The organism is Marinagarivorans cellulosilyticus, from assembly GCF_021655555.1.
GTDB classification, from domain to species: Bacteria; Pseudomonadota; Gammaproteobacteria; order Pseudomonadales; family Cellvibrionaceae; genus Marinagarivorans; species Marinagarivorans cellulosilyticus.
Genome location: NZ_AP023086.1, coordinates 3,830,507 through 3,852,537, shown reverse-complemented (window position 1 = coordinate 3,852,537; position 22,031 = coordinate 3,830,507). Strand labels below are relative to the sequence as shown.

Below are 22,031 nucleotides of genomic sequence, written 5' to 3'. Positions count from 1 at the left end.
CATGGCAAAGCCCTCGGGAGTTAACGGCACAAGTTTTACATCGGCACAGTTTGGGCGTGCCGATGTAAAACTATTGAGCAGTAAAGTGTCTTTTCGCGGCTTTTTTGAGCTTTCTGTCCACCGCTTTCGTCACCGCCTTTTTAAAGGTGGCTGGAGCGGGGAGATAGAGCGGGAAGTGTTTACTAAAACCGAAGCTGCCGCTGCCGTTTTATATGACCCGAAAAACGACCTTATTGCGCTTATTGAGCAATTTCGGGCAGGAGCTGTTGATTCAGAGTATGGCCCGTGGTGCTTGGAGGTTGTGGCTGGGATGATCGAGCCTGGCGAAAGCCCCGATGACTTAATTGTTAGAGAGATCAAAGAAGAAGCTGATGTGGTGCCGCATAAATTGCATAAGATCACGGCGTATTATTCTACCCCTGGTGCCTGCAATGAGAAAATTCATTTGTATTGTGCAGAGTGTGATTTAAGCCATTCGGGCGGTGTTCATGGGCTTGAGAGCGAAAACGAAGACATTCTGCTGAGTGTCTTTGACGCGCAGGAGGTCTTGGATGCTATGCTAAACAGTAGGATGAACAACGCGGCTACTTTGCTTGCATTGCAGTGGCTTGCCATGAATCGTCAGCAGTTGCGCTCGGGAGTTGCGCCTAATTGCTAAACAAATCTGCGGATTACGCTTATGGGGATGGAGCAAAACAAAGCACAGCGCCAGTATGGCTTGATCGAGGGGTTACATAGTGGTCGCCTTTAATCGATCTGAGCTGTGTGATTACATTGTTAACCTAAAGCGTCATCACAGCCAGTGTGAATTAAACTACCATTTGTGCATGAGTTTAATACCGGATTGTCGCCAGTCAGCGGAGCGCTGGTCGTTTGAGTTGCCTTCCGAGCGCAGTGTCTCGGTTTTAGTGTCTCGGGTAGATTTAGCCCCCTATACCACGACCCTGGAAATTACCCAGTCGTCTGCTCAGTCAGACTATGTTACCCGTCCCAGGATGCTGATTCGCTTATATCATGACGTTGAAATGGCTGAAGTTGTCGCGTGGGATAACCATCGACACTGGCATCCTGTGTATAGTTACCCCAATCGAAAAATGTACCAACGCGATGAAAAGCTCGCATTAAATCGCTTTTTGGGCGAGTGGTTAGTACATTGTCGCAAACTCGGTATTTCCCCTGAAGGATTTGTGAATCCTCTCCCATAATTCTGATGGGTAGCATCGATTTACTGCAAGTACTCGGGCAAACTAGAGCTGTTGTAATAAAGTTATATTAGGTGAATCAAGTCATGGACTTTGGTGCAAATGTGGCCCGACTTCCTGAACGCCCATTGCGGGTGCTACAAATAACCGATAGCCACTTAGGTAGTGATAGCGACGAAACGCTGCTGGGTATTAATACCGAGCAGAGCCTTCGTGATGTGCTAACTGCCGTCAATGAAAAGCAGGACGCTAGCCAACCATTTGATTTGATTGTTGCTACTGGCGATATTTCTAATGATGGCAAAAGACCGTCTTATCAGCGTTTTGTCAATATTGTACGTGAATATCTGCCTGGAATGCCGCTTGCGTGGCTTGATGGTAATCATGATGACCCTGAGGGTATGCGCGTCAAGGGTGTTCCGCAGCCGCTAAGCCAGATTGTGGGTATTGGTGATTGGCGCATTATATTGCTCAGTTCTCGCGTGCCTTTTGAGGAGCGCGGGGAGCTGCCCGAATCAGAGATTCACCGGTTGGAAAAGCTGCTATCTATACGCGGCGATTCTCCTACTTTAATCATGATGCACCATCAGCCGGTACCGGTTGGCTCTGCTTGGATCGACCAGTATAAGGTCGCTAACTCCGATCGTTTTTTTAACATTATCGATCAACACCCGAATGTGAAAGGCGTTGTTTGGGGGCATGTCCACCAAGACTTTTATATGCGCAGAGGTGAGCTAGAGCTATTTGCCACGCCTTCGACGTGTGTTCAGTTTAAGCCTAGAAATGACGATTTTGCGGTAGATACTAGCATGCCCGGTTACCGTGTTTTTGAGTTGCACGATAATGGCAGAATTAACACTTATGTGAATAGGGTTGAGGGCTTCTGCTACGTTGTGGATCTCAGCTCAGGTGGTTACTAGGCTTCTTAGCCGTACTCTTCTCTTCTTGATATCGAGCTTTCTATGCCGTCCATCTTGTATTTACATGGCTTTTTAAGCTCGCCAGAATCGACTAAAGCGCGCGTGACTAAGCAATGGGTGGCGTCGCATTATCCTAGCTGGCAATACTATTGTCCGCAGCTATCGTCTTATCCGCAGGCGGCGAGTCAAGCTTTGACGGAGTTTTACCAAAGCATCGACGAACCTCCATATGTTATTGGCAGCTCTTTGGGTGGCTTTTGGGCTGCATGGTGTGTTGAGCAGTTTGGCGGTAAGGCGGTTTTGGTGAATCCAGCTGTTGCACCGCATACGCGTTTTCAGCATTTTGTTGGGCAGCCGCTAAAAAGCTACTACTCTGAAGACACTTATACGCTGCGGGAGAAAGATCTCTCGGTTTTAGCCGAGTGCGATTTTGTGCAGCATACTAATCCGGAAGCTTATTGGGTCATGCTGCAAAGTGGTGATGAAACGCTGGATTACCGGATGGCGCTGAAACGATATCAAGCATCTAACATCCTGCTCGAAGAGGGTGGGTCCCATAGTTTTGATGGTTACGAAGCGCATTTGCCCGCGATAATGGATTTTTTCTCGAAAACCTAGTCAGGCTTGGCTCTTGTTTTACTGGGCTTGTGAGCAGGCAGGCAGGAATCGGTAGTAATTAATGGTCTTGGGGCGATATAATCGCCAGCTTTTCGTCCCGGCGCGTTTACGTTAGGATTTTGCCTCTGCAGTCTAGGAGCATGTGTGACCAGTACAGAAGTAACTGCCCCGGCAGAGTCAGCTAAAGCTGCTGACGTTGTTGAACAAGACCCTAAGAGCCAATCTCCTGCTCAAGCCGAAATGCCGTTTGCATTGGTTAATGGGCAAGCTTACACCGAGCTTCCTAAAGATCTGTATATTCCGCCGGACGCCTTAGAGGTGATACTGGAATCTTTTGAAGGCCCGTTAGACTTACTCTTGTACCTTATTCGCCGTCAAAACATCGACATTCTTGAGATTGATGTATCGGCCATAACTAAGCAGTATGTTGCTTATGTGGAAATGATGGAGGCGATGCAGTTCGAGTTGGCGGCCGAGTATTTGGTAATGGCCGCTATGCTGGCGGAGATTAAGTCGCGCATGTTGTTGCCCCGACCACCATCGGAAGATGGCGAAGACGAAGAGGACCCAAGAGCTACGTTAATTCGTCGCCTACAAGAATACGAACGCTTTAAGCAAGCAGCGGAAGATATTGATGAGATGCCTAGGATGCATCGCGATATTCATGTCGCGCGTGCCATGGCGCCGGATCGTACGCAAACCCGCGCAGACCCGGATGTTGACATGAAAGAGATCCTCTTTGCTTTGGGCGAGGTTTTACGCCGTGCGGACATGTTTGAAAGTCACCAAGTCGAGCGCGAAAAATTATCAACACGCGAACGAATGACGCAAGTGCTGGACCAGTTGTCGGGTAAACAGTTTATGCCGTTTATCCAGCTTTTCCATTGTGAGGAGGGGCGTTTGGGCGTTGTTGTTACGTTTTTGGCGATATTGGAATTGGTTAAAGAGTCATTAATAGAGCTGGTGCAAACGGAAGCTTTTGGTTCTATTCATGTTAAGGCGCGTTCTGAATAACTTAGTCAGCGCCGTGTTTGCTACAAAGTAAAGAGTTGTAAGAGTAAGTATTATGTCAGAGACCACACCGTCAGAATTAGTCGAGGAATCACGTGTTGAAGCCTTGCCGGTAGCGCAAGAAGGTGACTTCCAATACGATCAGCGCTTTTTGTCGCGGGTGTTGGAAGGCGCCATTTTAGCGAGTGGTGAAGCGGTGTCGCTGGATAAATTACTCACACTTTTTGATGAAGATAAGCGCCCCAGTAAAAGCTTGCTAACGTCAACACTTGAGTCTATTCGCGACAGTCAACATGATCGTGGCTTTGTATTGAAGCAAGTTGCGAGTGGTTGGCGCTTTGAGGTTTGTGACGACTTGGCGCCGTGGGTTAATCGGTTATGGGATGAGCGGCCGCAAAAATACTCGCGCGCTCTGTTAGAGACGATTGCCTTAGTCGCCTACCGTCAACCCCTGACGCGTGGTGATATTGAGGATGTTCGCGGCGTAGCCGTGAGTAGCCACATTATAAAAACTTTGCTCGAGCGCGATTGGGTCAAGGTTGTTGGTCATAGGGATGTTCCCGGTCGGCCGGCCCTTTATGCCACAACGCGCCAGTTTCTCGATTATTTTGGTTTGAAAAGCTTGGATGAGCTGCCGTCTTTAGGTGAGCTGCAAGACATTGATAGCTTAAGCGAAAAGCTTGAACTTGATGGTGGTGTAAGCGAAAGCGTTGAATCTGAGCCATCTAATACGGATGATACAAGCGCTGAAATCGCCAAAGCGCAAGATGATGTAAATCAAGAGCCTGTAATTGATGCGTCGCTAGACGGCTCGCCGGCACTCGAAAGCGAGCCGGAGATCGACTTGCTGGGCGACATTGTTCACCCTGCAGTTGAAGGCGACAATGCTGATGCCGTTGAAAATGCGGCAGACGACAATGCAGACGACAATAGTGCTTTATCGGAAGATGAAGACAATACCATTCTCAGTGCTGCTGATAGCACCGAGCCCCCTAAGAATACAGAGGTTTAACTCACACACTATGAGTGTTAACGAGAAGCTCCAAAAAGTGCTGGCATCGGCTGGCTTTGACTCCCGGCGCGCAATCGAGCGCGCTGTTAGCGCCGGCCAAGTAACATTAAATGGCCAGCGTGCAACGCTAGGAGTGCGTGTAGCTCCGGGTGATCGTATTATCTATCAAGGGCGCTCTTATACCGTGCCTGCAATGGCTGACAAAGAAACGCGAGTGCTGCTTTACAATAAGCCTGAGGGTGAAATTTGCAGTCGCCAAGACCCCGATGGTCGTAATACCGTTTTTGATAAGTTACCCCGTTTAATAACCGGGCGGTGGATTTCGGTGGGGCGCTTGGATATAAACACCAGTGGTTTATTGCTATTTACGAATGATGGTGAGCTCGCCAATAAGCTGATGCACCCGTCCTCAAGTATCGATCGGGAGTATCTTGTACGTGTTCATGGGCTTGTGACTCCCGAGGTTAAAAAAGCGCTGACCGATGGCGTGTTGTTAGAGGACGGGGAAGCCAAATTTACCGACGTTCAGGAAAGCAAAAACAATGAGCATGCCAATGGCACTAACCGCTGGTTCTATTGTACGGTAATGGAGGGGCGCAATCGTGAAGTTAGGCGGTTGTGGGAGTCTCAGGATTTAAAAGTCAGTCGTTTAAAACGGGTACGTTACGGTAATATTTTTATTCCCTCTTACGTTCGTAGCGGGCAATGGGTTGAGCTAAACGATAAAGAATTATCAGACTTGTACAAGACTGCCGGCTTAGATGCGCCCAGAAAGCGTAAATTTCAACCTAAAACAGCTCAAGCACGAGAGCGTAACGAGCGTAAGCTTAAAAGCGCTGGGCGACGCGGAGGTAATAAGCCGCGTTACAAATAGCTGTTGGTCCCTTTGCTTACGAATTAAATACCGGCTTTGCTGTTTGTGGTGATGCTGGTATTTAATAGATCCCATTCGGTTCTAATGCAGTTTCTTCCTGTGCTTTTGGCCAGATAAAGCGCTTCGTCGGCGCGTTCAAATAGACTATCTCTTCCATCCTCTGCGCTAAATGCGCTGATTCCCATGCTTACTGTGGCGCCTATAGCGTTTTTATTAGTATTGATGGCCGATTTTTCTACCGCATCGCGGGCACGCTCAGCAACCAGCTCGGCGGCTTTAAGGTTGGCGTTCGCAAGTAAAATAACAAATTCTTCACCACCAAAACGAAATACCTGATCCGTTTCGCGCAGTGTGCTTTTAAGTGTTTGGGCAATGTGTTTTAACAGCATGTCGCCAGCATGGTGACCGGCAGAATCATTTACCGCTTTGAAATGGTCAACATCTATAACAATCATACTTAGTAACTGGTTGTGCCTTTTGGCCATACCTAATTCGCGCTTTACCGCTAGCTCAAAGGCTGCGCGATTGGCTAATTCGGTTAGGGGGTCGCGCAGCGAGCTATCAAGTGCCTCCTTGTAGAGAAGGGCGTTTCGAAGTGGGTAAAATACAGCACTTAGGCCGTCCTCTAGTTGCTGCAAATCACTTTCCGAAAACTGATCGCTGCGGGTGAAGACGATCTCTCCTAGGTCGTAGCCGCTCGCCTTTAGCCCATACTTGGCCGAATGAAGCTTTGCAGCGCCGAGTTCTAGGGTGATTTTTTTTACCGGGTTGTGATAACGCAAGCTGGCGCAGGGCACTTGCGTAGTGATGCCGTTAAAAAAAGTAGTCAGCACATCTCTCACATCTAACGAGGTGTTGAGCTTTAGCTGCCAGCGCGCAAGCGGGGGTTTTATCATTGCTCGTTTTGAGTCTTTGTGGTTTTCGTTATGTTGCGCTGCTGACGGTTGCGTTAGCGAGACCATGTGTACACTCCAAGCCTTAAATGTATTCAAGTGACTGTTTTTTGAACTTCACTATGCGTATATCAAAAGGCGTGCCATAAAAAGCCTTGCTTTTTATGGTTTTGGTTGGGATTTCACTTTATTGGCGCCATTAAAGTGACAGTTTTGTTCCTTCGAAAGGCTAAGCATTGTATTGGTGTGGCATTATTGCCAAAATGGCGCCGCACAAAAATGAGGAAAATTCAGTGGCAAAGATTGGTTTATTTTTTGGTAGTGATGAAGGCAATACGGAAAATATTGCAGGGCGTATTGCGCAGCGCTTAGGTCCAGACAATGTTGATATTTATGATATCGCTGATGTAACCCAGGCCGAGTTCGAGGACTATAGTTGCCTCATCTTAGGTATTTCAACGTGGGACTTTGGACAAATACAATCGGATTGGGAAGAGTTTTGGTTTGATGTTGAAGCCATAGATTTCACGGGTAAGAAGGTCGCACTGTATGGTTTAGGTGATCAGTTTGGTTATGGTGACTTTTTTGTCGACGCAATGGGGATGCTGCACGATGTCGTAAGGGCGCGTGGCGCGGATATCGTAGGGCATTGGCCAATAGAGGGGTATGAGTTCGATGCATCTAAGGCATTGGCCGCTGATGGCGTGTCTTTTGTAGGCTTGGCGATAGACGAAGACCAGCAAGCTAACTTAACTGATGAGCGCTTAGATGCTTGGTGTGAAAGCTTGAGGTCTCATTTTAGCTAATCGTTTTTCTTTGAGGGAACTGCAAATGCGGGCAAACTGATGTAACCTTGATAGGTTAACTAATGCCTGCCAAACTTGATGCAGGCGAGAATTATCCATTCATTAATAACAATGCAAAAAAAGAGGGATGCCTGTGACCGTCAATGCCAATACTGCCTTAGCAATTTTTGAGCACGCATTTCAAGCCTACCCCAATCGCCCAGCATTTACCTGCTTAGGAACAACGTTAACCTATCGCCAGATCGACGAGCAAAGTGCGGCGTTAAGCGCTTATTTGGCTAACGAGCTAAAGCTTGTGCCGGGTGATCGAATTGCTTTGCAAATGCCAAATATTACACAGTATCCCATTGCCTTATATGCGGCTTTGCGTGCCGGTTTGGTAATTGTTAACGTTAACCCTTTGTATACTCCCCGCGAGCTACGTCATCAGTTGAAAGACAGCGGCGCTAAAGCATTGATTGTTCTTGCTAACGTGGCCGCTGAGGTTGCTCAAGTGGTGGAGCAGACGCCGGTCGAGCATGTGATCGTCACAGAAATTGCCGATTTCATGCCATGGCCAAAGCGCTTGTTAGTGAATTTAGCTGTTAAATATATCAAGAAGATGGTGCCTGATTTCTTCTTTGCAAAACCTGTTGCACTTCTTGATGCGATAAAAAAGGGGCAGGGTTTGGCTGCGCCTCAGGTGGATGTGAAACCTGAAGACTTGATGATTTTGCAATACACTGGCGGCACAACAGGCGTTGCTAAAGCCGCTATGTTAAGTCAGTTCAACCTGTATTCTAATGTCCAACAAATCAAGACTCACTTCCCCGAGTTTTTTTCGGACGAGTCAGAAATTTTTGGTGCGCCATTACCGCTTTATCATATTTATGCTTTGAACTTGCATTTGTTATCAGGCTTTTCGAATGGTGCTCACTCAATATTAATTCCGAATCCACGCGATTTACCATCATTATTTGATGCTTTATCGGCGCATAAAATGACTGTATTTGTTGGTATTAATACTCTTTTCAATGCCATGTTAAATCATAAGCGTTTTGACGAGCTTGATTTTTCTAAGCTAAAGGTCACAGCAGCAGGAGGTATGGCTTTAACTTCAGAAACTGCGAGGAAGTGGGAGGAGCGTACTAAAAGTAAAATATCTGAAGGTTATGGCTTAACGGAGACATCGCCGGTTGTAACGACGAACAAGGTGTCTGCTGTGCAGCTAGGTTCTATTGGTACGCCACTTGTGGACACTGAGGTAAAAGTGATTGATGAGCAGGGTGACACTTTGCCCGCTGGCGAAGCGGGAGAGTTGTGCATTCGAGGCCCACAAGTTATGCAAGGCTATTGGCGAAAGCCCGATGCCACTAAAGAAGTATTGGACGATGAGGGGTGGTTTAGAAGTGGTGATATCGCGCTGATACAGCCAGATGGCTACCTTAAAATAGTGGACCGTAAGAAAGATATGATTATTGTATCTGGTTTTAATGTCTACCCTAATGAAGTCGAAGATGTTGCTATGACGCACCCCGCGATACTAGAGGCCGCGGTAGTTGGTGTTCCCAGTTCAGATGGATGCGAGCAAGTTAAAATTTTTGTTGTTACCCAAGATGAATCTTTAAGTGAAGAAGATGTAATAGCGCATTGCCGCGAGAATTTAACGCGCTATAAAGTTCCTAAATTAGTGGAATTTCGTAAAGAGTTGCCCAAGAGTAACGTAGGCAAAATACTGCGGCGAGAGCTGCGAGACCAGTGATTATTTGCTTCTCTAAAAGTTAAACATTTTCTTTAGGCTGCACTCCCATGTTCTGGGTGTGTTAAGTGCAACAGAATAAGTCCATGCGGTATTTGTAATATTTGTAAAATAACGCTTATTACTAATATTCTTTCCTACTAGGCTGATCTGCCAAGGCGCAGCACCGTTTGTGTGCCAGCGTAGGGCGGCATCAATGGTAACGTGGGATGGGACTCGATCGTAAAACGAGGGCGCCTCATCAATTATTGCTCGCGCTGGGCTTGCCTTACTGTTCGCGAATGATCTGGGTTCATAACCATTGCCGTTGTAAGGCGTTAAATAGTAATCGCTTCTGTATTTAGCGCCGATAGATACCTGAATGCTGCCAATACCCATTGTTTTTTGGTAATTGATTTCTGTATATAAATCCCATGAAGGGCTGCGCGGCATTTTGTTGCCTTTTAGGCTTCGGGTGGGCTGTTCGATATCTGGCGCTTGATTTAATACGGTGTAGCACTCGCCATCACCGCTAATATTGGGAAACCCTGTAGTGCATGCGGTTTGATAATAGTGGCTGGGGCGGCCGTCATTGTTCATGTCCGCGCCTGGCCTAGCTTGTTGATATTGCGGTTCAGCAATATAGTCATAAATGTTATAGCTGTGGGTGTAGGTGCCTTCATCGCTATCTGGGATGGTAATGTTTGTGTGAGGTGTATTAAAGCGTAACGGGTCCGCATTTGTAAAACCTGAAAAAGCAGCCATCCTCGAATCTTGTATTTCACCTTTGACGTACTCGGCATTTAAGTAAAGTACATTGGTGCGTATACCCCAGCTGTTATTCCATGCGTAGTCGATATCTACGCTGGCGCCGTAGCTTCGGGCTTTAGGTATATTAATTCGGAAGTCGTTGGTGGTTTCTAAGTTGCTGCTTTGTATGGTCGATGTAAAAACGTCATTAAAGGCTCTACTTGGTGCTACATTAATCATAGCTATTTTGTCTTGGTATTTATACCAGAAGAGGTCGACCTTAATCCCCAAAGCTCTTCTTTTTCGCACCATTCCGGCCGTTAATGCTAGTGCTTTCTCTGCTTTATAGGTTGGGTAAGTGGTATTGGATAGGTTGTCATTAAAGCCACTATTAGATGTGGCTGTCGTTAGGGCTGTGTAAAATTGCTGTTTTAGATCTCGTGTGTTTTTATAATCAAATGTATAACTAAGGTTCCAGTCTATGGCAGAGTCTTCGACTTTCCCGTTTTGTGATGAGATATAAAAGTCATTACCCTGATAACCATTTTGTTCATAGTAGGACAAAACATTATCCTCTTCGCCCCAGCTTTTGATGCCTGCTCTGTAGGCCTCCCACTGTTCTCTTTTGGTAACAACCTGTAAGTCTTGCGGCGATAAGTTTTTTATGGGGTTGCCATTGCTGTCCACTTCATCTTTATCATCGAAATCGTTTGGGTTTCGAATTGAGTAATCCGAAAAATTCCATGCAAACCCTGTCGAGCCATGCCTGAGTAATGGGAGGTCAGAGTTCTCGGTTAAGATGGCAATTCCGTTGCGTGCTTTTTTATTGGACTGCTGCCTAACGCCGGCTGTTAAGGTATGTTCGGGGAGTGGGCTGTAGTTTAGTTCGGAATACAGTGATCGCGAATTGGATCGATATTGCGTGTTGTATTGTCCCCCGATGTACCCATTAGCCATATCGTCGCTATCGCCCCAAAACCAAAAAAGCCTTTCATTGTTAATGCTGAAATAATTATTCCAAGACCATTTGTCGAGGCCCAAAGAAAAACCAATGCCGGCAGTGCGTGCGCTTTGTTCTTTGTAATCGCTGAAAAAATCATATTGATTTAAGGTATTGATGGCCTGCGTTTTTTGCCCGCCGTACCCGCTCAGCTCCAGCCCTCTATTTTTGCCTGTATTATTAAATGCATCGCCTGTATGTTGTGCTGCGTTTACTTGAATGCTAAATATGTCGGTGTTGTAAGAAACGCTAAGTTGACTAATTTTCGAGCGAACTCTATTTGTAGAGTCGACATTAACAAAGTGTGCTCTGTCAAAGTCTGCGTTGTATAGGTCGGGAATGCGAGGGGTGAAGTTGGCTGTTCTAGCGCCTTGTAGGTAGGGCGTAAGCGTAATGCTTGTATTGCCGGTGCCGTCGTCGTGGAAGCGGGTGTGGGAGAATAGTGCGTTAAAACCTTTGATATTATTTATGCGATATTGCAAGCGAAGCGACTTGTTGTCGGCCCTGCCGGGAATGTCTGTCGAGCTGTCGGTGATATTTGATAAATAGCTGTCGCGTTTATAGCCTTCTAACGAAGCTCTAAAAGCATTTTGATGATTAATCGATGCGTTGATGATGGCATTAATCTTCTGGGCGTTATAGCTGCCTGTGGTAAAAGCTAGCTTGCTATAGCTATTTTGCGTATCCGGCTTTTTATGCTGAACATTGATGTGGCCGCCCACACTAGCCTCTGAATACAGTTGATTTTGTGGGCCAGGCGCTACATTTATCGATTCTACATCGTGCCAGCTTCCTGCAAACGTGTTTAAGCGGGGGATGTACATACTGTTTTCATAGTATTTCACCAGTGGATCGCTTAAATCCGTATTGTCATCAATTCCTACTCCACGGATATATAGTGTGGGTGAACTGCTGGCGTTAACGTCAATACCGGGAATTTTGTTGGCAATTGCTTCGGCGCTATCAATAGCGAATAGGTCTATATAGTTTTTAGTTAAAGCGTATGCGCCATTATGTTGGCTTGGTAATGTTTCACCCGTCGGGTAGCCTAGAATAAAAATTTCTTCCATTGGGGGCGTTTTTTTTATGGTGGTTTGCGGGGCTGCTATTTGCGTTTTAGTTTGATGCTTTACAATAAAGCTTGAGCCCGCTTTTTTGTAAATGTAATCGCTGTTTTTAAGAAGGGTTTCTAATGCATTTTCAATAGTCATTGTGCCGACTATGGCAGGGCATAGCGGAATGTGCGGGCCGCCCTGTTTGAATGCAATTGAGCTTTTAGTCTGCGAGGATAATATAATAAGTGCATCATTTAGCTGCTGACTGGCAATGTTGATGTTGAATGTTAGCTTATGGTTAGCTTCCTTTTTCGCGGCGCTTGTGCTGATGTTTGTGTGACTTGATGGAGTGTTTTGCTCTTGTGCTGCCACATCAAAAAGAATGAATAACAAACTTGTTAGCAGGATTTGGCCACAGCGTTTTAAGTGGTTCAAAGGATGACCTTAAATTCCGCCAACAATGAGTTTGGTGCGTTGGCGGTGTTAAATGAAGTTTATGGTTGGCTGACCAGCATAATTTTACCATATTCAGCTTTAACGGCTTTAATTGGTAACAGTGCTTCTAATATCGATGGTAGCTCGTCTAATTGGCTGATGTTTATAGATAGGCTAATTTGGGTTTTCCCCAGCTGCGTTGTAGCAGGAAATATCTGCTGCAAAGTGTAGGTGTTAGTTTCTGCCAATATCTGGTCGAGTGCCACGTCGCGATAGACCAGTACTCCGCGTTTCCAAAGTGATAGCTGGTTACTGTGGCCTTGGCTGATTTCGCCAAGGCTGCCGTTGCGTGCTTGTATAGCTTGCCCTGCGCTTAAGTGGTTAGATTCTGTACTATCTTTAATATCTTCGACTACAACATGACCTTCATCAACCATCACAGAGAACTCATCGCGCTTTGTGTTAATGCTAAAGGCTGTGCCGGTCACCGTAACGGTATATTTATTGTGCTTTACCGTAAAAGGGCGCGAATTATCTTTGGTTATATCAAAAAAAGCATGCCCGTTAGTCAATGTTACACTGCGCTGGTGCTTTTCGAATGTTACCAAGATGTTAGTTTTGGGCGTTAAGGTAATCAAACTGCCGTCGTCAAGTGTGAGCTCTCGCGTTTCTGTGGCCGCCGTTGTGTATTCTTGTGTGATGCTCTTCGAGGGTATATAAAAAGCAAATACAAGCGCAAAGCATATCACTGAGCAGGTTGCAGCTATGCTAGTGTGTAAAAAACGGTTGTGAACAAGAGTGCTCAAGGTTGTTAGTAGGCTACCTTTTTGGCTTTGCGCTTTGGCATGGCGCCGTAAAAGCTGCCCCTCAGTGGTGTGCGATAGCTGACCAAGCGCGTTCCATGTTTGTTCCACACTTTGGTAGGCCTTTTCGTTCTCCGGTTTTTGTAGCCAGCAGTTAAAGCGGTAAAAGGTATCGGCGCGTACGGCGCTGTCATCTTGCAGTTTCAAAAACCACTGTCGCGCTTGTTGTTGACGTATTTTGTGCTGAAGTTGATTAAACATCGTCTTTCTCCATCGCTTGATGGCATTCGGCTAAGGCTTTTGCAACATGTTTTCGCACGGCAGACTCCGATAACCCTGTTTGCCGCCCAATTTCCGCAAAGCTTAATTCTTGAAAACGGTGCATCGTGAATAGCTTGCGCCTTTTTTCTGGCATCTTCCAAATAACATTATTGAGCTTGGTTAAAAGTTGGCGAGCGCTAATGGTGCGCTCGGGGCATAAGTCATTCTGGTTGTGGCTGTGCTCTGCCGCATGATCATTGAGCGAGTTTATTGTTTTTTCTTTGCGTTTAAGGTCGATGCAAAGGTTGTGTGTAATGCGGTAAGCGTATTGGCGAGGGTTTAGTATCTCGCTGTCGGCGTTTTGCATGCGTAAGTAAACGGCTTGCACAATGTCATCAGCGCAGTGACTACTTATACGAAAATGTTTTATGGCATAAGCCATTAACTCTTCTCTGTGGTCGCTATACCAAGGTGTGCTCGACGTAGCGTTTGCTCTCGCCGGCGGCTTAGACGCTGTTAAGGATTCGGTCATGTATAAATCGCTGTCTACTAAAAATAATAAAGGCGCATCCGTGCGCAAAGACGAGAAGTACTCTCGTTGAACAAAAGTCAGTGCTAATTGGCCACTTCCCATTAGACGCTAATGCTTCCAAATACCGCACCATCTATCGGTAATAAATGAATAGGTTGTGTTTAGCTGGCGAATTCTAGCATCTGCCCACGCTGCTATATGCCCTACGCCGGGAGCGGTGTTGTTTAGCCGCTGCTAGACTAAGTAAAGTACTTTATCTAATATGCGTTCCACATTCACCAAAACCGGCTCTTGCCGGGCCAATGAAATACCATCATGTCCTTAATTGTTTTTAATAGTGCGAGTAATCCGATTAACCATTGTAGGCACAATGAAAAGTTAGTGCTTCATATGCTGCGCCAACATCACCGCGAGTCTAAAGCTAACTTGGCTAGGCTGGCCGGTTTAACAGCGGCGGCCATAGGCGGAATTGTCACTGCGCTTGAAGAGAAAGGCTTAATTCGTAATGTCGGCAAGATACAGGGCGATATGGGTAAGCCCGCAACGCTCTACGCATTACTGCCTGAGGGGGCCTATGGTATTGGCGTTAGCATTAACCGTGGCTACATTGAAACCATATTTATGGACTTTGTCGGCCAAGTTGTCGCTAGCAAAAAGCACCGCGTGATATTACCAGCACCCCAAGCGGTATTAACGTTAGTATTAGATGATATAGCCAGTATGGCTGAATCACTAAGCAGTGATATTACGAGCCGGCTGGTGGGGATTGGCGTGGCGCAACCTTACAATATCAGTAGTTGGTCGAACGATAACCAGGATTGGTTGGCTTGGGATGATTTCGATCTAGCGAGCAACCTTTCTAAAGCAATTGGTCTGCCTGCGCAGATGCAAAACGACGCCAACGCGGGGGCTATTGCCGAGCTGATTTACGGAGAAAAGCCTGCAGCTAATGATTTCCTCTATTTTTACTTTGGTTCGCCTATGGTGCGAAGCTTAGGTGGTGCGGCGGTATTGGACGGTGAGTGCCGGAGTGGGGCGTCTGGTAATGCTGGGGATATTGGCTTAATGCCTATGCCTGTCGATGGTCGATATACTAAAGCTATAAACAGTGAAGTAGAGCCACAATTGTTAACGCATAGTTGTTCGCTGTATTCATTGGTATGTTATTTACGAAGCCTCGGCGCGATGGTTGAAAGCCATGACGACTTTGATGCGTATTTACGGCAATACTCAGCCGATGTTGATGCTTGGTTGGAAAAATGTGTGTTTTCATTAACGATAGCCGTCCAAAGTTTTCAAGCGTTAGTGGATGTCCCAGAGATAATTATCGATTGTGAAGACGCCGATGCGGTACTGATCGAGCGAATTATTGCAGACCTAAACGCAAGTTTGAGTGCTTGTTCTAAGCGAGGGTTTGTAATGCCGGTCGTTCGAAAGGGTTCATTCGGGAGTCAGGCGTCTGCGATAGGCGCTGCAACGGTTCCGCTAGATACCTGTTTTTCGCCAAAATAAAGCAGTATGGGGTTGTCTACGCCTTTAAACGCTATATACTAAATATACTTTATTAAGTAATTAGGGTTGGCTTCATGGCGGTACCCCCAGAGCTCTTAAGCTGCGCTGCAAAGTTTGAATCGTGGATAAAAGACGAATGTTTGCCGTTATGGGCTGAGCGCGGCATCGATAAGGTCAGTGGCGGTCACTATGAGCAGCTCGGTGCAGACGGACTGCCTGACTTGACCGCTCATAACCGCGTTAGGGTGCAAGCGAGGCAAATATTTAGTTATGCCTATGCTTACAGCAAGGGGTGGTTGCCGACCGGTGCCGATATGGCAAATGAATTGCTGCATTTTGTGATTTCACATGCGCTTCACCCTACAGCAAGGCAGGGCTTTAGCCACCTTATGGATGCGCGTTTTAATGTTGTGGATGCTAAACAAGACCTTTATGACCACGCCTTTATATTCTTAGCCTATTCGGCGATTTATCGCGCAACAGCTAATAAAGACGTATTAGATGCAGCGACACAATTGCTATCGTATTGGGATGAGCACTTTGGTTCTATAGTGGGAGGCTGGCACGAGGGTGACTACGATGCACCGCATCGTCGGCAAAACCCGCATATGCATTTGTTCGAAGCTTTTATGTCTTTGTATGAATGCAGTAGCGATGTGCGTTGGCTAGCAAGAGCCAGTGAGATATTTGCCCTGTTTCAAGTACACTTCTTCGATTCAAAAAGAGGGGTTGTGTTGGAATATTTTAACCACAATTGGCAGCCTCACGCAGGCGAGTTTGGTACACAAATAGAGCCTGGCCATATGATGGAGTGGGTTTGGTTGTTGCGCTGGTATCAGCGGCTGTCTGGTCATGATGTTAGCCGCTATACGCAGCCGTTATATGTTAAAGCATTAGAGCTAGGTTTTTATGGCCAATCAAAGCTCATGTTTGACTTTGTTTATATTGATTCTGATGCAAATGTCACATTACATTCTGGCACCAAGCGCTGTTGGCCTACAACCGAGCTGATTAAGGCGCACATTGCGCAAGCAAGAGCGGGTAACTTACAAGCCGAGAAACTCGCGGCACAATCGATTGAGCAGCTTTTTACGTATTTCGTGAGTGCCGAAACCGTTGGCGGGTATTGTGACCAGCGAGGTGAAAACAATGAGATTACCAATGCCAATATCGCGGCGAGCACGCTTTATCATCTTATTGTGGCTTGTGGCGAGGTCTTACAATACTGCAATGATATGCGCTCTTAGTCGCTGAGTTGCGCTCAAAAAATAGCTTAACACTATGATCTTTAAGGATATTCAATGGCTCTAACAATTATTGATAGTGCAATTATCGTAATTTATTTGCTCAGTACATTGGCAATAGGTTTTTGGATATCAAAAAAAGCTTCCAAAAACATGAAAAGCTATTTCCTAGGCGGCAATAAACTGTCGTGGTTCACCTTAGGTTTATCCAATGCCTCGGGTCAGTTTGATATATCAGGCACTATGTTAATGGTGTCGTGGTTATTTATTTATGGCCTGAAAAGTATCTATGTTCCTTGGTTATGGCCGGCCTTTAATCAAGTATTTTTGATGATTTTTTTATCTTTGTGGCTGCGCCGCTCGGGAGTTATGACTGGAGCCGAATGGATTCGTTTTCGATTTGGTGATAGTGCTGGCGCAAGGTTATCGCATTTGATTGTAGTTGTTTTTGCTTTATGTCTTGTCTTGGGATACTTGGCGTATGGTTTTATTGGAATAGGGAAGTTCGCGGCGGTATTTATGCCTTGGCAATTGTCTGATGTGCCTGAAAAAAATGAAACTTATTATGCCTGCATTATTACCGCAATAACTACCCTCTATGTAGTTAAGGGGGGGATGTATGCGGTCGTTTTTACTGAAGTTTTACAGTTTTTTATGATGACGGTTGCCTGCATAGCCGTTGGCGCTATTGCTATTTTAACGGTCTCGCCACAGATGCTAATAGCCGCCGTGCCACAAGGCTGGCTTAGTATGGGGGTTGGTTGGGACATTGGGTTGGATTGGTCTGGTTCTATTCCTCAGGCACAACAAATTATTATTAATGAGGGCATGGATTTATTCGGTGTGTTTTTTGGAATGGTATTAATGCGCGGCATTTTGGTCAGCATGGCAGGGCCTGCTCCCAATTATGATATGCAGCGCATCTTGTCCGCAAAGAGCCCAAAAGATGCCGCCAAAATGAGCGCATTTGTGAGCGTCGCCTTGCTTGTACCGCGATATATGCTTATTACTGGGCTTACGGCGTTAGCATTAGCCTTTTTTCTGGGCGATTTAAAATTGATGGGCGACAATTTAGATTTTGAAACCATTCTGCCTTTTGCCATTAAGAACTATATACCTGTAGGCGTGGCAGGGCTTTTGATTGCAGGACTTATTGCCGCTTATATGTCCACTTTTGCCGCCACCGCTAACGCGGCGCCAGCCTATATTGTTAATGATATTTACAAGCGTTACTTTAATTCCAGCGCCAATGATACAACCTACGTAAAGCTTAGCTATCTAGTATCGATAACTTTTATTGTTATTGGATCTATCATTGGTTTAAAAGTACCTTCTTTAAATTCTGTTGTGTTATGGATTGTGGGTGCGCTTTATGGGGGTTATACGGCTGCCAATGTATTGAAGTGGTATTGGTGGCGCTTCAATGGCTTTGGTTATTTTTATGGCATGTTAGCAGGCATCTTAGTGGCCATCCCTATGATGTTTATTGATGTTCCCGAGCTTTATGCTTTTCCCGCGATATTGCTGATTTGTATTGTTGCCTGCGTCGCCGGCTCGCTGCTTACTGCGCCGAATGACATGTCTGTATTAAAGAAATTCTATCTAAAAACTAGGCCTTGGGGCTTTTGGCAGCCGGTTTATGACGAGTTGAAAAAGGATTACCCCAAGATACAGCCCAACGCATATTTTGGTCGAGATGCGTTGAATGTATTGGTGGGGCTCGTTTGGCATACAAGCTTGACTGCAACCGGAATTTTATTAGTGCTTCAAATGTGGGGCGCGTTGCTTGTGGCTGTTATGACATTAATCGCGACAACCTATTTTCTGAAGATTCGCTGGTATGACACGCTGGAAGATTACCCCGATGAATATGCAACTGCGGCCCTAATTGAAAAAGAGCAAACGGTAATATGAATATATTTGAATCGAATTTAAAACGAATTTTAGATCAGCATGAAGCGCTTATTTGCAAAAAAAATAACCCATTAACCCCTGATAATGGTGTATTTACGCGCTGGGAAAACCCGGTTGTTACAGCCGGCCACGCGCCTATTGCATGGCGTTACGATTTAAACCCAGAAACAAACCCATTGTGCATGGAGCGCTTAGGCATTAATGCCACCTTTAATGCCGGTGCAATGCTGTGGCAGGGGAAATACGTATTGGCATTGCGTGTAGAGGGTGCTGATAGGAAGTCCTTTTTTGCTATTGCAGAGAGCGAAAATGGTGTTGATAACTTTCGGTTTTGGAAACGCCCGCTAGTAATGCCCGAAACGCAAGAGCCAGACACCAATGTTTATGATATGCGCTTAATTGCACATGAAGATGGTTATATTTATGGCGTTTTTTGCACCGAAAGAAAAGACCCTAGCTGCCCGGACGATACCACTGCGGCTATTGCTCAGTGCGGCATTGCAAGAACACACGATCTTGTTAATTGGGAGCGCCTACCCGATTTAATCACAAACTCGGGTCAGCAGCGCAATGTTGTTTTACATCCTGAGTTTATCGATGGCCAATATGCATTCTATACCCGCCCTCAAGATGGGTTTATTAGTGTTGGCGGCGGTGGGGGTATTGGTTGGGGTTTATGCCGTGATATTACTCAAGCGGAAATAAAAACCGAAACGATCGTTGACGGGAAGGTCTATCACACCATTAAAGAAGTTAAAAATGGTCAAGGGCCTGCGCCGATAAAAACAGAGCAGGGCTGGCTTCACCTAGCTCACGGTGTACGTAATACTGCAGCGGGTCTGCGTTATGTGCTTTATGTTTTTATGACCGACCTAAAAGAGCCATGGCGCATTGTTAGGCAGCCTGGCGGCCACTTTATTGCTCCGCAAGGTGAGGAGCGGATCGGTGATGTGTCAAATGTATGCTTTAGTAATGGTTGGGTGCTGAACGGCAATGATATAAAAATTTATTATGCGTCATCTGATACCCGCATGCATGTTGCCACAACGACTGTAGCGCAGCTGTTAGATTATGTTAATAACACGCCGCAAGATGGCTTGACCTCGGCAGCATCTGTTCAAACGCGGCTTAATTTAATCGACAAAAACGAAAGCTATTTAAAGGGAATGCAGTGAAGGGATCTTTAGAATCTGCCAGTATGTTTGATCCACTATCTCTAAATATATTGGCGGGGGAGTGCAAGGCAGAGCTGCTGCGGATTTGCCACTGGTGGGATGAAAATGTGATTGTGGCTGATGGTTTTGTCGGCGAGATTGGCCATGACCTAGTTGTTAAACCGCTTGCCCCGAGAGGAGTTATTTTAGCGGCGCGTTTATTGTGGTTCTACAGTGAGGCGGGCCTTTTTCTTACTGAGCAAGAGCATCAATCTCGATGGAAGAAAATTGCAGATCATCTTTATCAGTATATAGTCGCGCATTTTATAGATACGCAGCATGGTGGTGTTTTTTGGGAAGTGAGCGCTAATGGCCGAGTGACTAATAACCGAAAACAAATTTATGCCCAAGCTTTCGCAGTGTATGCCTTGAGTGCGTATTACCGGTTGTCGAAAAATCATGCGGCGCTGGAATTGGCGTTGGATATTTTTACATTAATAGAACGCTATGGGTTAGATTCAATAAATGGCGGCTATTGTGAGGCTTTTTCGCGTGAATGGAATACGCTTGATGATATTCGCCTTAGCGAAAAAGACCTGAATAGCGCTAAAAGCATGAATACACACTTACACATATTAGAAGCTTACACCGGGTTGTATTTGGCGAGTAAAAATAGCCAAGTTAAAAGTGCCTTGGTGGTTTTAATCGACTGCTATTCAATGCGTTTTCCGTTTGCCGATACCGCGCATTTAAAAATGTTTATGACGGCTTCTTGGCAAGACGAAAGTGTAGATTATTCCTACGGTCATGATATCGAAAGCAGCTGGTTGTTATGGCAGGCCATTATTGCCGTAGAAGATGGCCTATTAGCGCAGCAAGGTAAGCAGCTTGTATTGAAACTTGCAGAGGCGTGCAAAAATGAAGGCATAGAAAGTGATGGCGCACTTGTTGACGCTTATTCACTGATAAAGCAAGCTAAAATTGAAGATCGGGTTTGGTGGGTGCAAGCTGAGGCAATGGTTGGCTTTTTTAATGCTTACGAAATCACCCAAGAAGAACACTATATCGTGTTAGTTCAAGGGTTGTGGCAGTTTTTAAAAAGCGAAATTATAGATACCGAATTGGGCGAGTGGCGCTGGATGGCAAAAGGCGATCCGAAGGGTAAAAATTATTACACCGCCGGTTTTTGGAAAGGCCCTTATCACAATGGACGTGCATTAATTGAAGTGTGCCGGCGTATCCAGAACCTACAGCTCGCCTAAGGCGTTTTGGGTGGATTCACGGACAATTAGCTCGTAGGGCAAAACAATATCATTACTGGGTAGCTCTTGCTCTTCAATAAGTTGCAATAAAACATGAAAGGCCGTTTTGCCAAGCTCTTCAGCGGGTTGGGCTATGGTAGTCAATGGCGGCTCGGTGTATTTTGAAAATTCAATATTATCAAACCCAGCGATAGAGAAATCCTTTGGTGGATTTAGGCCAGCGCTACGGAAGCTTTGTAGGGCGCCAATGGCCATTTCATCATTCATGCTAAAAATCGCGGTGGGCCGATGTGCCATGCTAACGAAGTGATTTGCTGCGATAACACCAGAGCACAGCGTAAAGTCTCCATAACTGATTAGCGTTTCATCAAAGCTAATTCCTGCACGTTCTATTGCTTGGCAATAACCGCGTTTGCGATCCATTGTGTGCGGGTCGTCAGCATTGCCGGCAATAACCCCAATGCGTTGGTGGCCTTGATTTATGAGGTGTTCAACCAAGGTTTGTGCTGCAGCGATATTGTCGATACGAACTGAAGGGTGCGGGCTGTTTTCACGGCCACAAACGCTCACAACGGGTGTATTAAGCTCGGGGGTTATAAGGCTGCCGCTAGAGTGCGGGCGAAGTTGTATGGTGCCATCGGATTGTCGTGTGCGTACAAAGTTGACGTACTCTTTTTCCAGCGCTAAGGAATCATTGGTGTTGCCCAAGATTACTGCATAACCTGCTTTGTGTGCAGAGCTTTGAATTCCCCTAATAGCCGTCGAAAAGAATGTGTTTGCAATGTTAGGAACTAAAACCACAATTGAATAAGAGCGTGCAGCCCTAAAGTTTCGGGCCATCATGTTGGGGCGGTAATCCATTTTATCGATTGCCGCATTAACCCGCTCGAGGGTATTTTTTGATACTTTTTCAGGGGTGCTTAATGCTCTCGATACGGTTGCAATGGATACACCCGCCGCTAATGCCACCTCTCGTATACTCGACATGCTGCTAAACCACTCAAATAACAGTACTGTTTGGCGAAAATACCGATTGCATAAAATTCACCACTAGCG

At 45.9% G+C, this 22,031-nt stretch carries 19 protein-coding genes; 14 read left to right on the top strand and 5 right to left on the bottom strand.

The annotated features are described in order from the left end of the window. Position 1: 1 nt before the first annotated feature. The 7 genes from MARGE09_RS15505 to MARGE09_RS15475 all read left to right on the top strand — a co-directional run bounded on the left by MARGE09_RS15505 (position 2) and on the right by MARGE09_RS15475 (position 5,637). The gene (locus tag MARGE09_RS15505) at positions 2-658 is read left to right on the top strand and encodes an NUDIX domain-containing protein (RefSeq protein WP_236983358.1); all 657 of its coding nucleotides are present in this window, start codon (positions 2-4) and stop codon (positions 656-658) included. A 79-nt stretch (positions 659-737) separates the two neighbouring features. Continuing rightward, a complete protein-coding gene (locus MARGE09_RS15500; RefSeq protein ID WP_236983356.1) occupies positions 738-1,205 on the top strand; it encodes a DUF1249 domain-containing protein in 468 nt (155 codons plus the stop codon). Between the two features lie 83 nt (positions 1,206-1,288). Continuing rightward, on the top strand, positions 1,289-2,122 hold the full coding sequence (cpdA, locus tag MARGE09_RS15495) for a 3',5'-cyclic-AMP phosphodiesterase (RefSeq protein ID WP_236983354.1): 834 nt from the start codon (positions 1,289-1,291) through the stop codon (positions 2,120-2,122). A 42-nt stretch (positions 2,123-2,164) separates the two neighbouring features. Further along, positions 2,165-2,740: a YqiA/YcfP family alpha/beta fold hydrolase gene (locus tag MARGE09_RS15490; protein ID WP_236983352.1), complete on the top strand. Its 576-nt coding sequence runs from the start codon at positions 2,165-2,167 to the stop codon at positions 2,738-2,740. 144 nt (positions 2,741-2,884) lie between these two features. Continuing rightward, the gene (locus tag MARGE09_RS15485) at positions 2,885-3,754 is read left to right on the top strand and encodes a segregation and condensation protein A (RefSeq protein WP_236983350.1); all 870 of its coding nucleotides are present in this window, start codon (positions 2,885-2,887) and stop codon (positions 3,752-3,754) included. A gap of 52 nt (positions 3,755-3,806) precedes the next feature. Then, positions 3,807-4,763: an SMC-Scp complex subunit ScpB gene (gene scpB / locus MARGE09_RS15480; RefSeq protein ID WP_236983348.1), complete on the top strand. Its 957-nt coding sequence runs from the start codon at positions 3,807-3,809 to the stop codon at positions 4,761-4,763. 10 nt (positions 4,764-4,773) lie between these two features. Further along, positions 4,774-5,637, top strand: a complete 864-nt coding sequence (locus MARGE09_RS15475; protein WP_236983344.1) for a pseudouridine synthase — start codon at positions 4,774-4,776, stop codon at positions 5,635-5,637. Between the two features lie 23 nt (positions 5,638-5,660). On the opposite strand, the gene MARGE09_RS15470 is transcribed toward MARGE09_RS15475, so the two are convergent. Then, positions 5,661-6,599, bottom strand: coding sequence for a GGDEF domain-containing protein (locus tag MARGE09_RS15470; RefSeq protein WP_236983342.1), 939 nt, complete (start codon positions 6,597-6,599; stop codon positions 5,661-5,663). Between the two features lie 224 nt (positions 6,600-6,823). On the opposite strand from MARGE09_RS15470, the gene MARGE09_RS15465 reads away from it, so the two are divergent. Together MARGE09_RS15465 and MARGE09_RS15460 are read left to right on the top strand one after the other, a co-directional pair. Further along, a complete protein-coding gene (locus MARGE09_RS15465) occupies positions 6,824-7,336 on the top strand; it encodes a flavodoxin (protein ID WP_236983340.1) in 513 nt (170 codons plus the stop codon). Between the two features lie 127 nt (positions 7,337-7,463). Continuing rightward, a complete protein-coding gene (locus tag MARGE09_RS15460; protein ID WP_236983338.1) occupies positions 7,464-9,077 on the top strand; it encodes an AMP-binding protein in 1,614 nt (537 codons plus the stop codon). Between the two features lie 12 nt (positions 9,078-9,089). Here MARGE09_RS15460 and MARGE09_RS15455 read toward each other — a convergent pair whose 3' ends face one another. The 3 genes from MARGE09_RS15455 to MARGE09_RS15445 are packed head-to-tail and all read right to left on the bottom strand — an operon-like array spanning position 9,090 to position 13,991. Further along, positions 9,090-12,293 (bottom strand): TonB-dependent receptor, encoded by a 3,204-nt coding sequence (locus MARGE09_RS15455; RefSeq protein ID WP_236983336.1) that lies wholly within the window; start codon positions 12,291-12,293, stop codon positions 9,090-9,092. Positions 12,294-12,352: 59 nt separating this feature from the next. Then, positions 12,353-13,357 (bottom strand): FecR family protein, encoded by a 1,005-nt coding sequence (locus MARGE09_RS15450; RefSeq protein WP_236983334.1) that lies wholly within the window; start codon positions 13,355-13,357, stop codon positions 12,353-12,355. Further along, positions 13,350-13,991, bottom strand: a complete 642-nt coding sequence (locus tag MARGE09_RS15445) for an RNA polymerase sigma factor (RefSeq protein ID WP_236983332.1) — start codon at positions 13,989-13,991, stop codon at positions 13,350-13,352. Before MARGE09_RS15445 ends, MARGE09_RS15450 begins: the two co-directional genes overlap by 8 nt. A gap of 213 nt (positions 13,992-14,204) precedes the next feature. Here MARGE09_RS15445 and MARGE09_RS15440 point away from each other — a divergent pair, with 213 nt between their 5' ends. From MARGE09_RS15440 to MARGE09_RS15420, 5 genes are all read left to right on the top strand, one after another. Continuing rightward, positions 14,205-15,401, top strand: a complete 1,197-nt coding sequence (locus MARGE09_RS15440) for an ROK family transcriptional regulator (protein ID WP_236983331.1) — start codon at positions 14,205-14,207, stop codon at positions 15,399-15,401. Positions 15,402-15,475: 74 nt separating this feature from the next. Continuing rightward, entirely contained in the window at positions 15,476-16,648 is a 1,173-nt protein-coding gene (locus MARGE09_RS15435; RefSeq protein WP_236983329.1) for an AGE family epimerase/isomerase, read from the top strand. A gap of 54 nt (positions 16,649-16,702) precedes the next feature. Continuing rightward, complete coding sequence (locus MARGE09_RS15430; RefSeq protein WP_236983327.1) at positions 16,703-18,559, top strand: sodium:solute symporter family protein; 1,857 nt, start codon at positions 16,703-16,705, stop codon at positions 18,557-18,559. Next, positions 18,556-19,734 carry a glycoside hydrolase family 130 protein gene (locus tag MARGE09_RS15425; RefSeq protein ID WP_236983325.1) on the top strand — a complete coding sequence of 393 codons (1,179 nt, stop codon included), beginning with the start codon at positions 18,556-18,558 and terminating at the stop codon, positions 19,732-19,734. Before MARGE09_RS15430 ends, MARGE09_RS15425 begins: the two co-directional genes overlap by 4 nt. After that, positions 19,731-20,975, top strand: coding sequence for an AGE family epimerase/isomerase (locus MARGE09_RS15420; RefSeq protein ID WP_236983323.1), 1,245 nt, complete (start codon positions 19,731-19,733; stop codon positions 20,973-20,975). Before MARGE09_RS15425 ends, MARGE09_RS15420 begins: the two co-directional genes overlap by 4 nt. Here the strand turns inward: MARGE09_RS15420 and MARGE09_RS15415 are convergent. Beyond that, positions 20,961-21,962 (bottom strand): LacI family DNA-binding transcriptional regulator, encoded by a 1,002-nt coding sequence (locus tag MARGE09_RS15415; protein ID WP_236983321.1) that lies wholly within the window; start codon positions 21,960-21,962, stop codon positions 20,961-20,963. The genes MARGE09_RS15420 and MARGE09_RS15415 overlap by 15 nt on opposite strands. Positions 21,963-22,031 lie beyond the last annotated feature (69 nt).

Bases quoted from the DNA above. Each gene is read 5' to 3' on its own strand.
- MARGE09_RS15505 (WP_236983358.1), top strand. From the start codon at position 2: ATGGCAAAGCCCTCGGGAGTTAACGGCACAAGTTTTACATCGGCACAG.
- cpdA (WP_236983354.1), top strand. From the start codon at position 1,289: ATGGACTTTGGTGCAAATGTGGCCCGACTTCCTGAACGCCCATTGCGG.
- MARGE09_RS15490 (WP_236983352.1), top strand. From the start codon at position 2,165: ATGCCGTCCATCTTGTATTTACATGGCTTTTTAAGCTCGCCAGAATCG.
- scpB (WP_236983348.1), top strand. From the start codon at position 3,807: ATGTCAGAGACCACACCGTCAGAATTAGTCGAGGAATCACGTGTTGAA.
- MARGE09_RS15475 (WP_236983344.1), top strand. From the start codon at position 4,774: ATGAGTGTTAACGAGAAGCTCCAAAAAGTGCTGGCATCGGCTGGCTTT.
- MARGE09_RS15470 (WP_236983342.1), bottom strand. From the start codon at position 6,599: ATGGTCTCGCTAACGCAACCGTCAGCAGCGCAACATAACGAAAACCAC.
- MARGE09_RS15460 (WP_236983338.1), top strand. From the start codon at position 7,464: ATGCCTGTGACCGTCAATGCCAATACTGCCTTAGCAATTTTTGAGCAC.
- MARGE09_RS15450 (WP_236983334.1), bottom strand. From the start codon at position 13,357: ATGTTTAATCAACTTCAGCACAAAATACGTCAACAACAAGCGCGACAG.
- MARGE09_RS15445 (WP_236983332.1), bottom strand. From the start codon at position 13,991: ATGGGAAGTGGCCAATTAGCACTGACTTTTGTTCAACGAGAGTACTTC.
- MARGE09_RS15440 (WP_236983331.1), top strand. From the start codon at position 14,205: ATGTCCTTAATTGTTTTTAATAGTGCGAGTAATCCGATTAACCATTGT.
- MARGE09_RS15435 (WP_236983329.1), top strand. From the start codon at position 15,476: ATGGCGGTACCCCCAGAGCTCTTAAGCTGCGCTGCAAAGTTTGAATCG.
- MARGE09_RS15430 (WP_236983327.1), top strand. From the start codon at position 16,703: ATGGCTCTAACAATTATTGATAGTGCAATTATCGTAATTTATTTGCTC.
- MARGE09_RS15425 (WP_236983325.1), top strand. From the start codon at position 18,556: ATGAATATATTTGAATCGAATTTAAAACGAATTTTAGATCAGCATGAA.
- MARGE09_RS15415 (WP_236983321.1), bottom strand. From the start codon at position 21,962: ATGTCGAGTATACGAGAGGTGGCATTAGCGGCGGGTGTATCCATTGCA.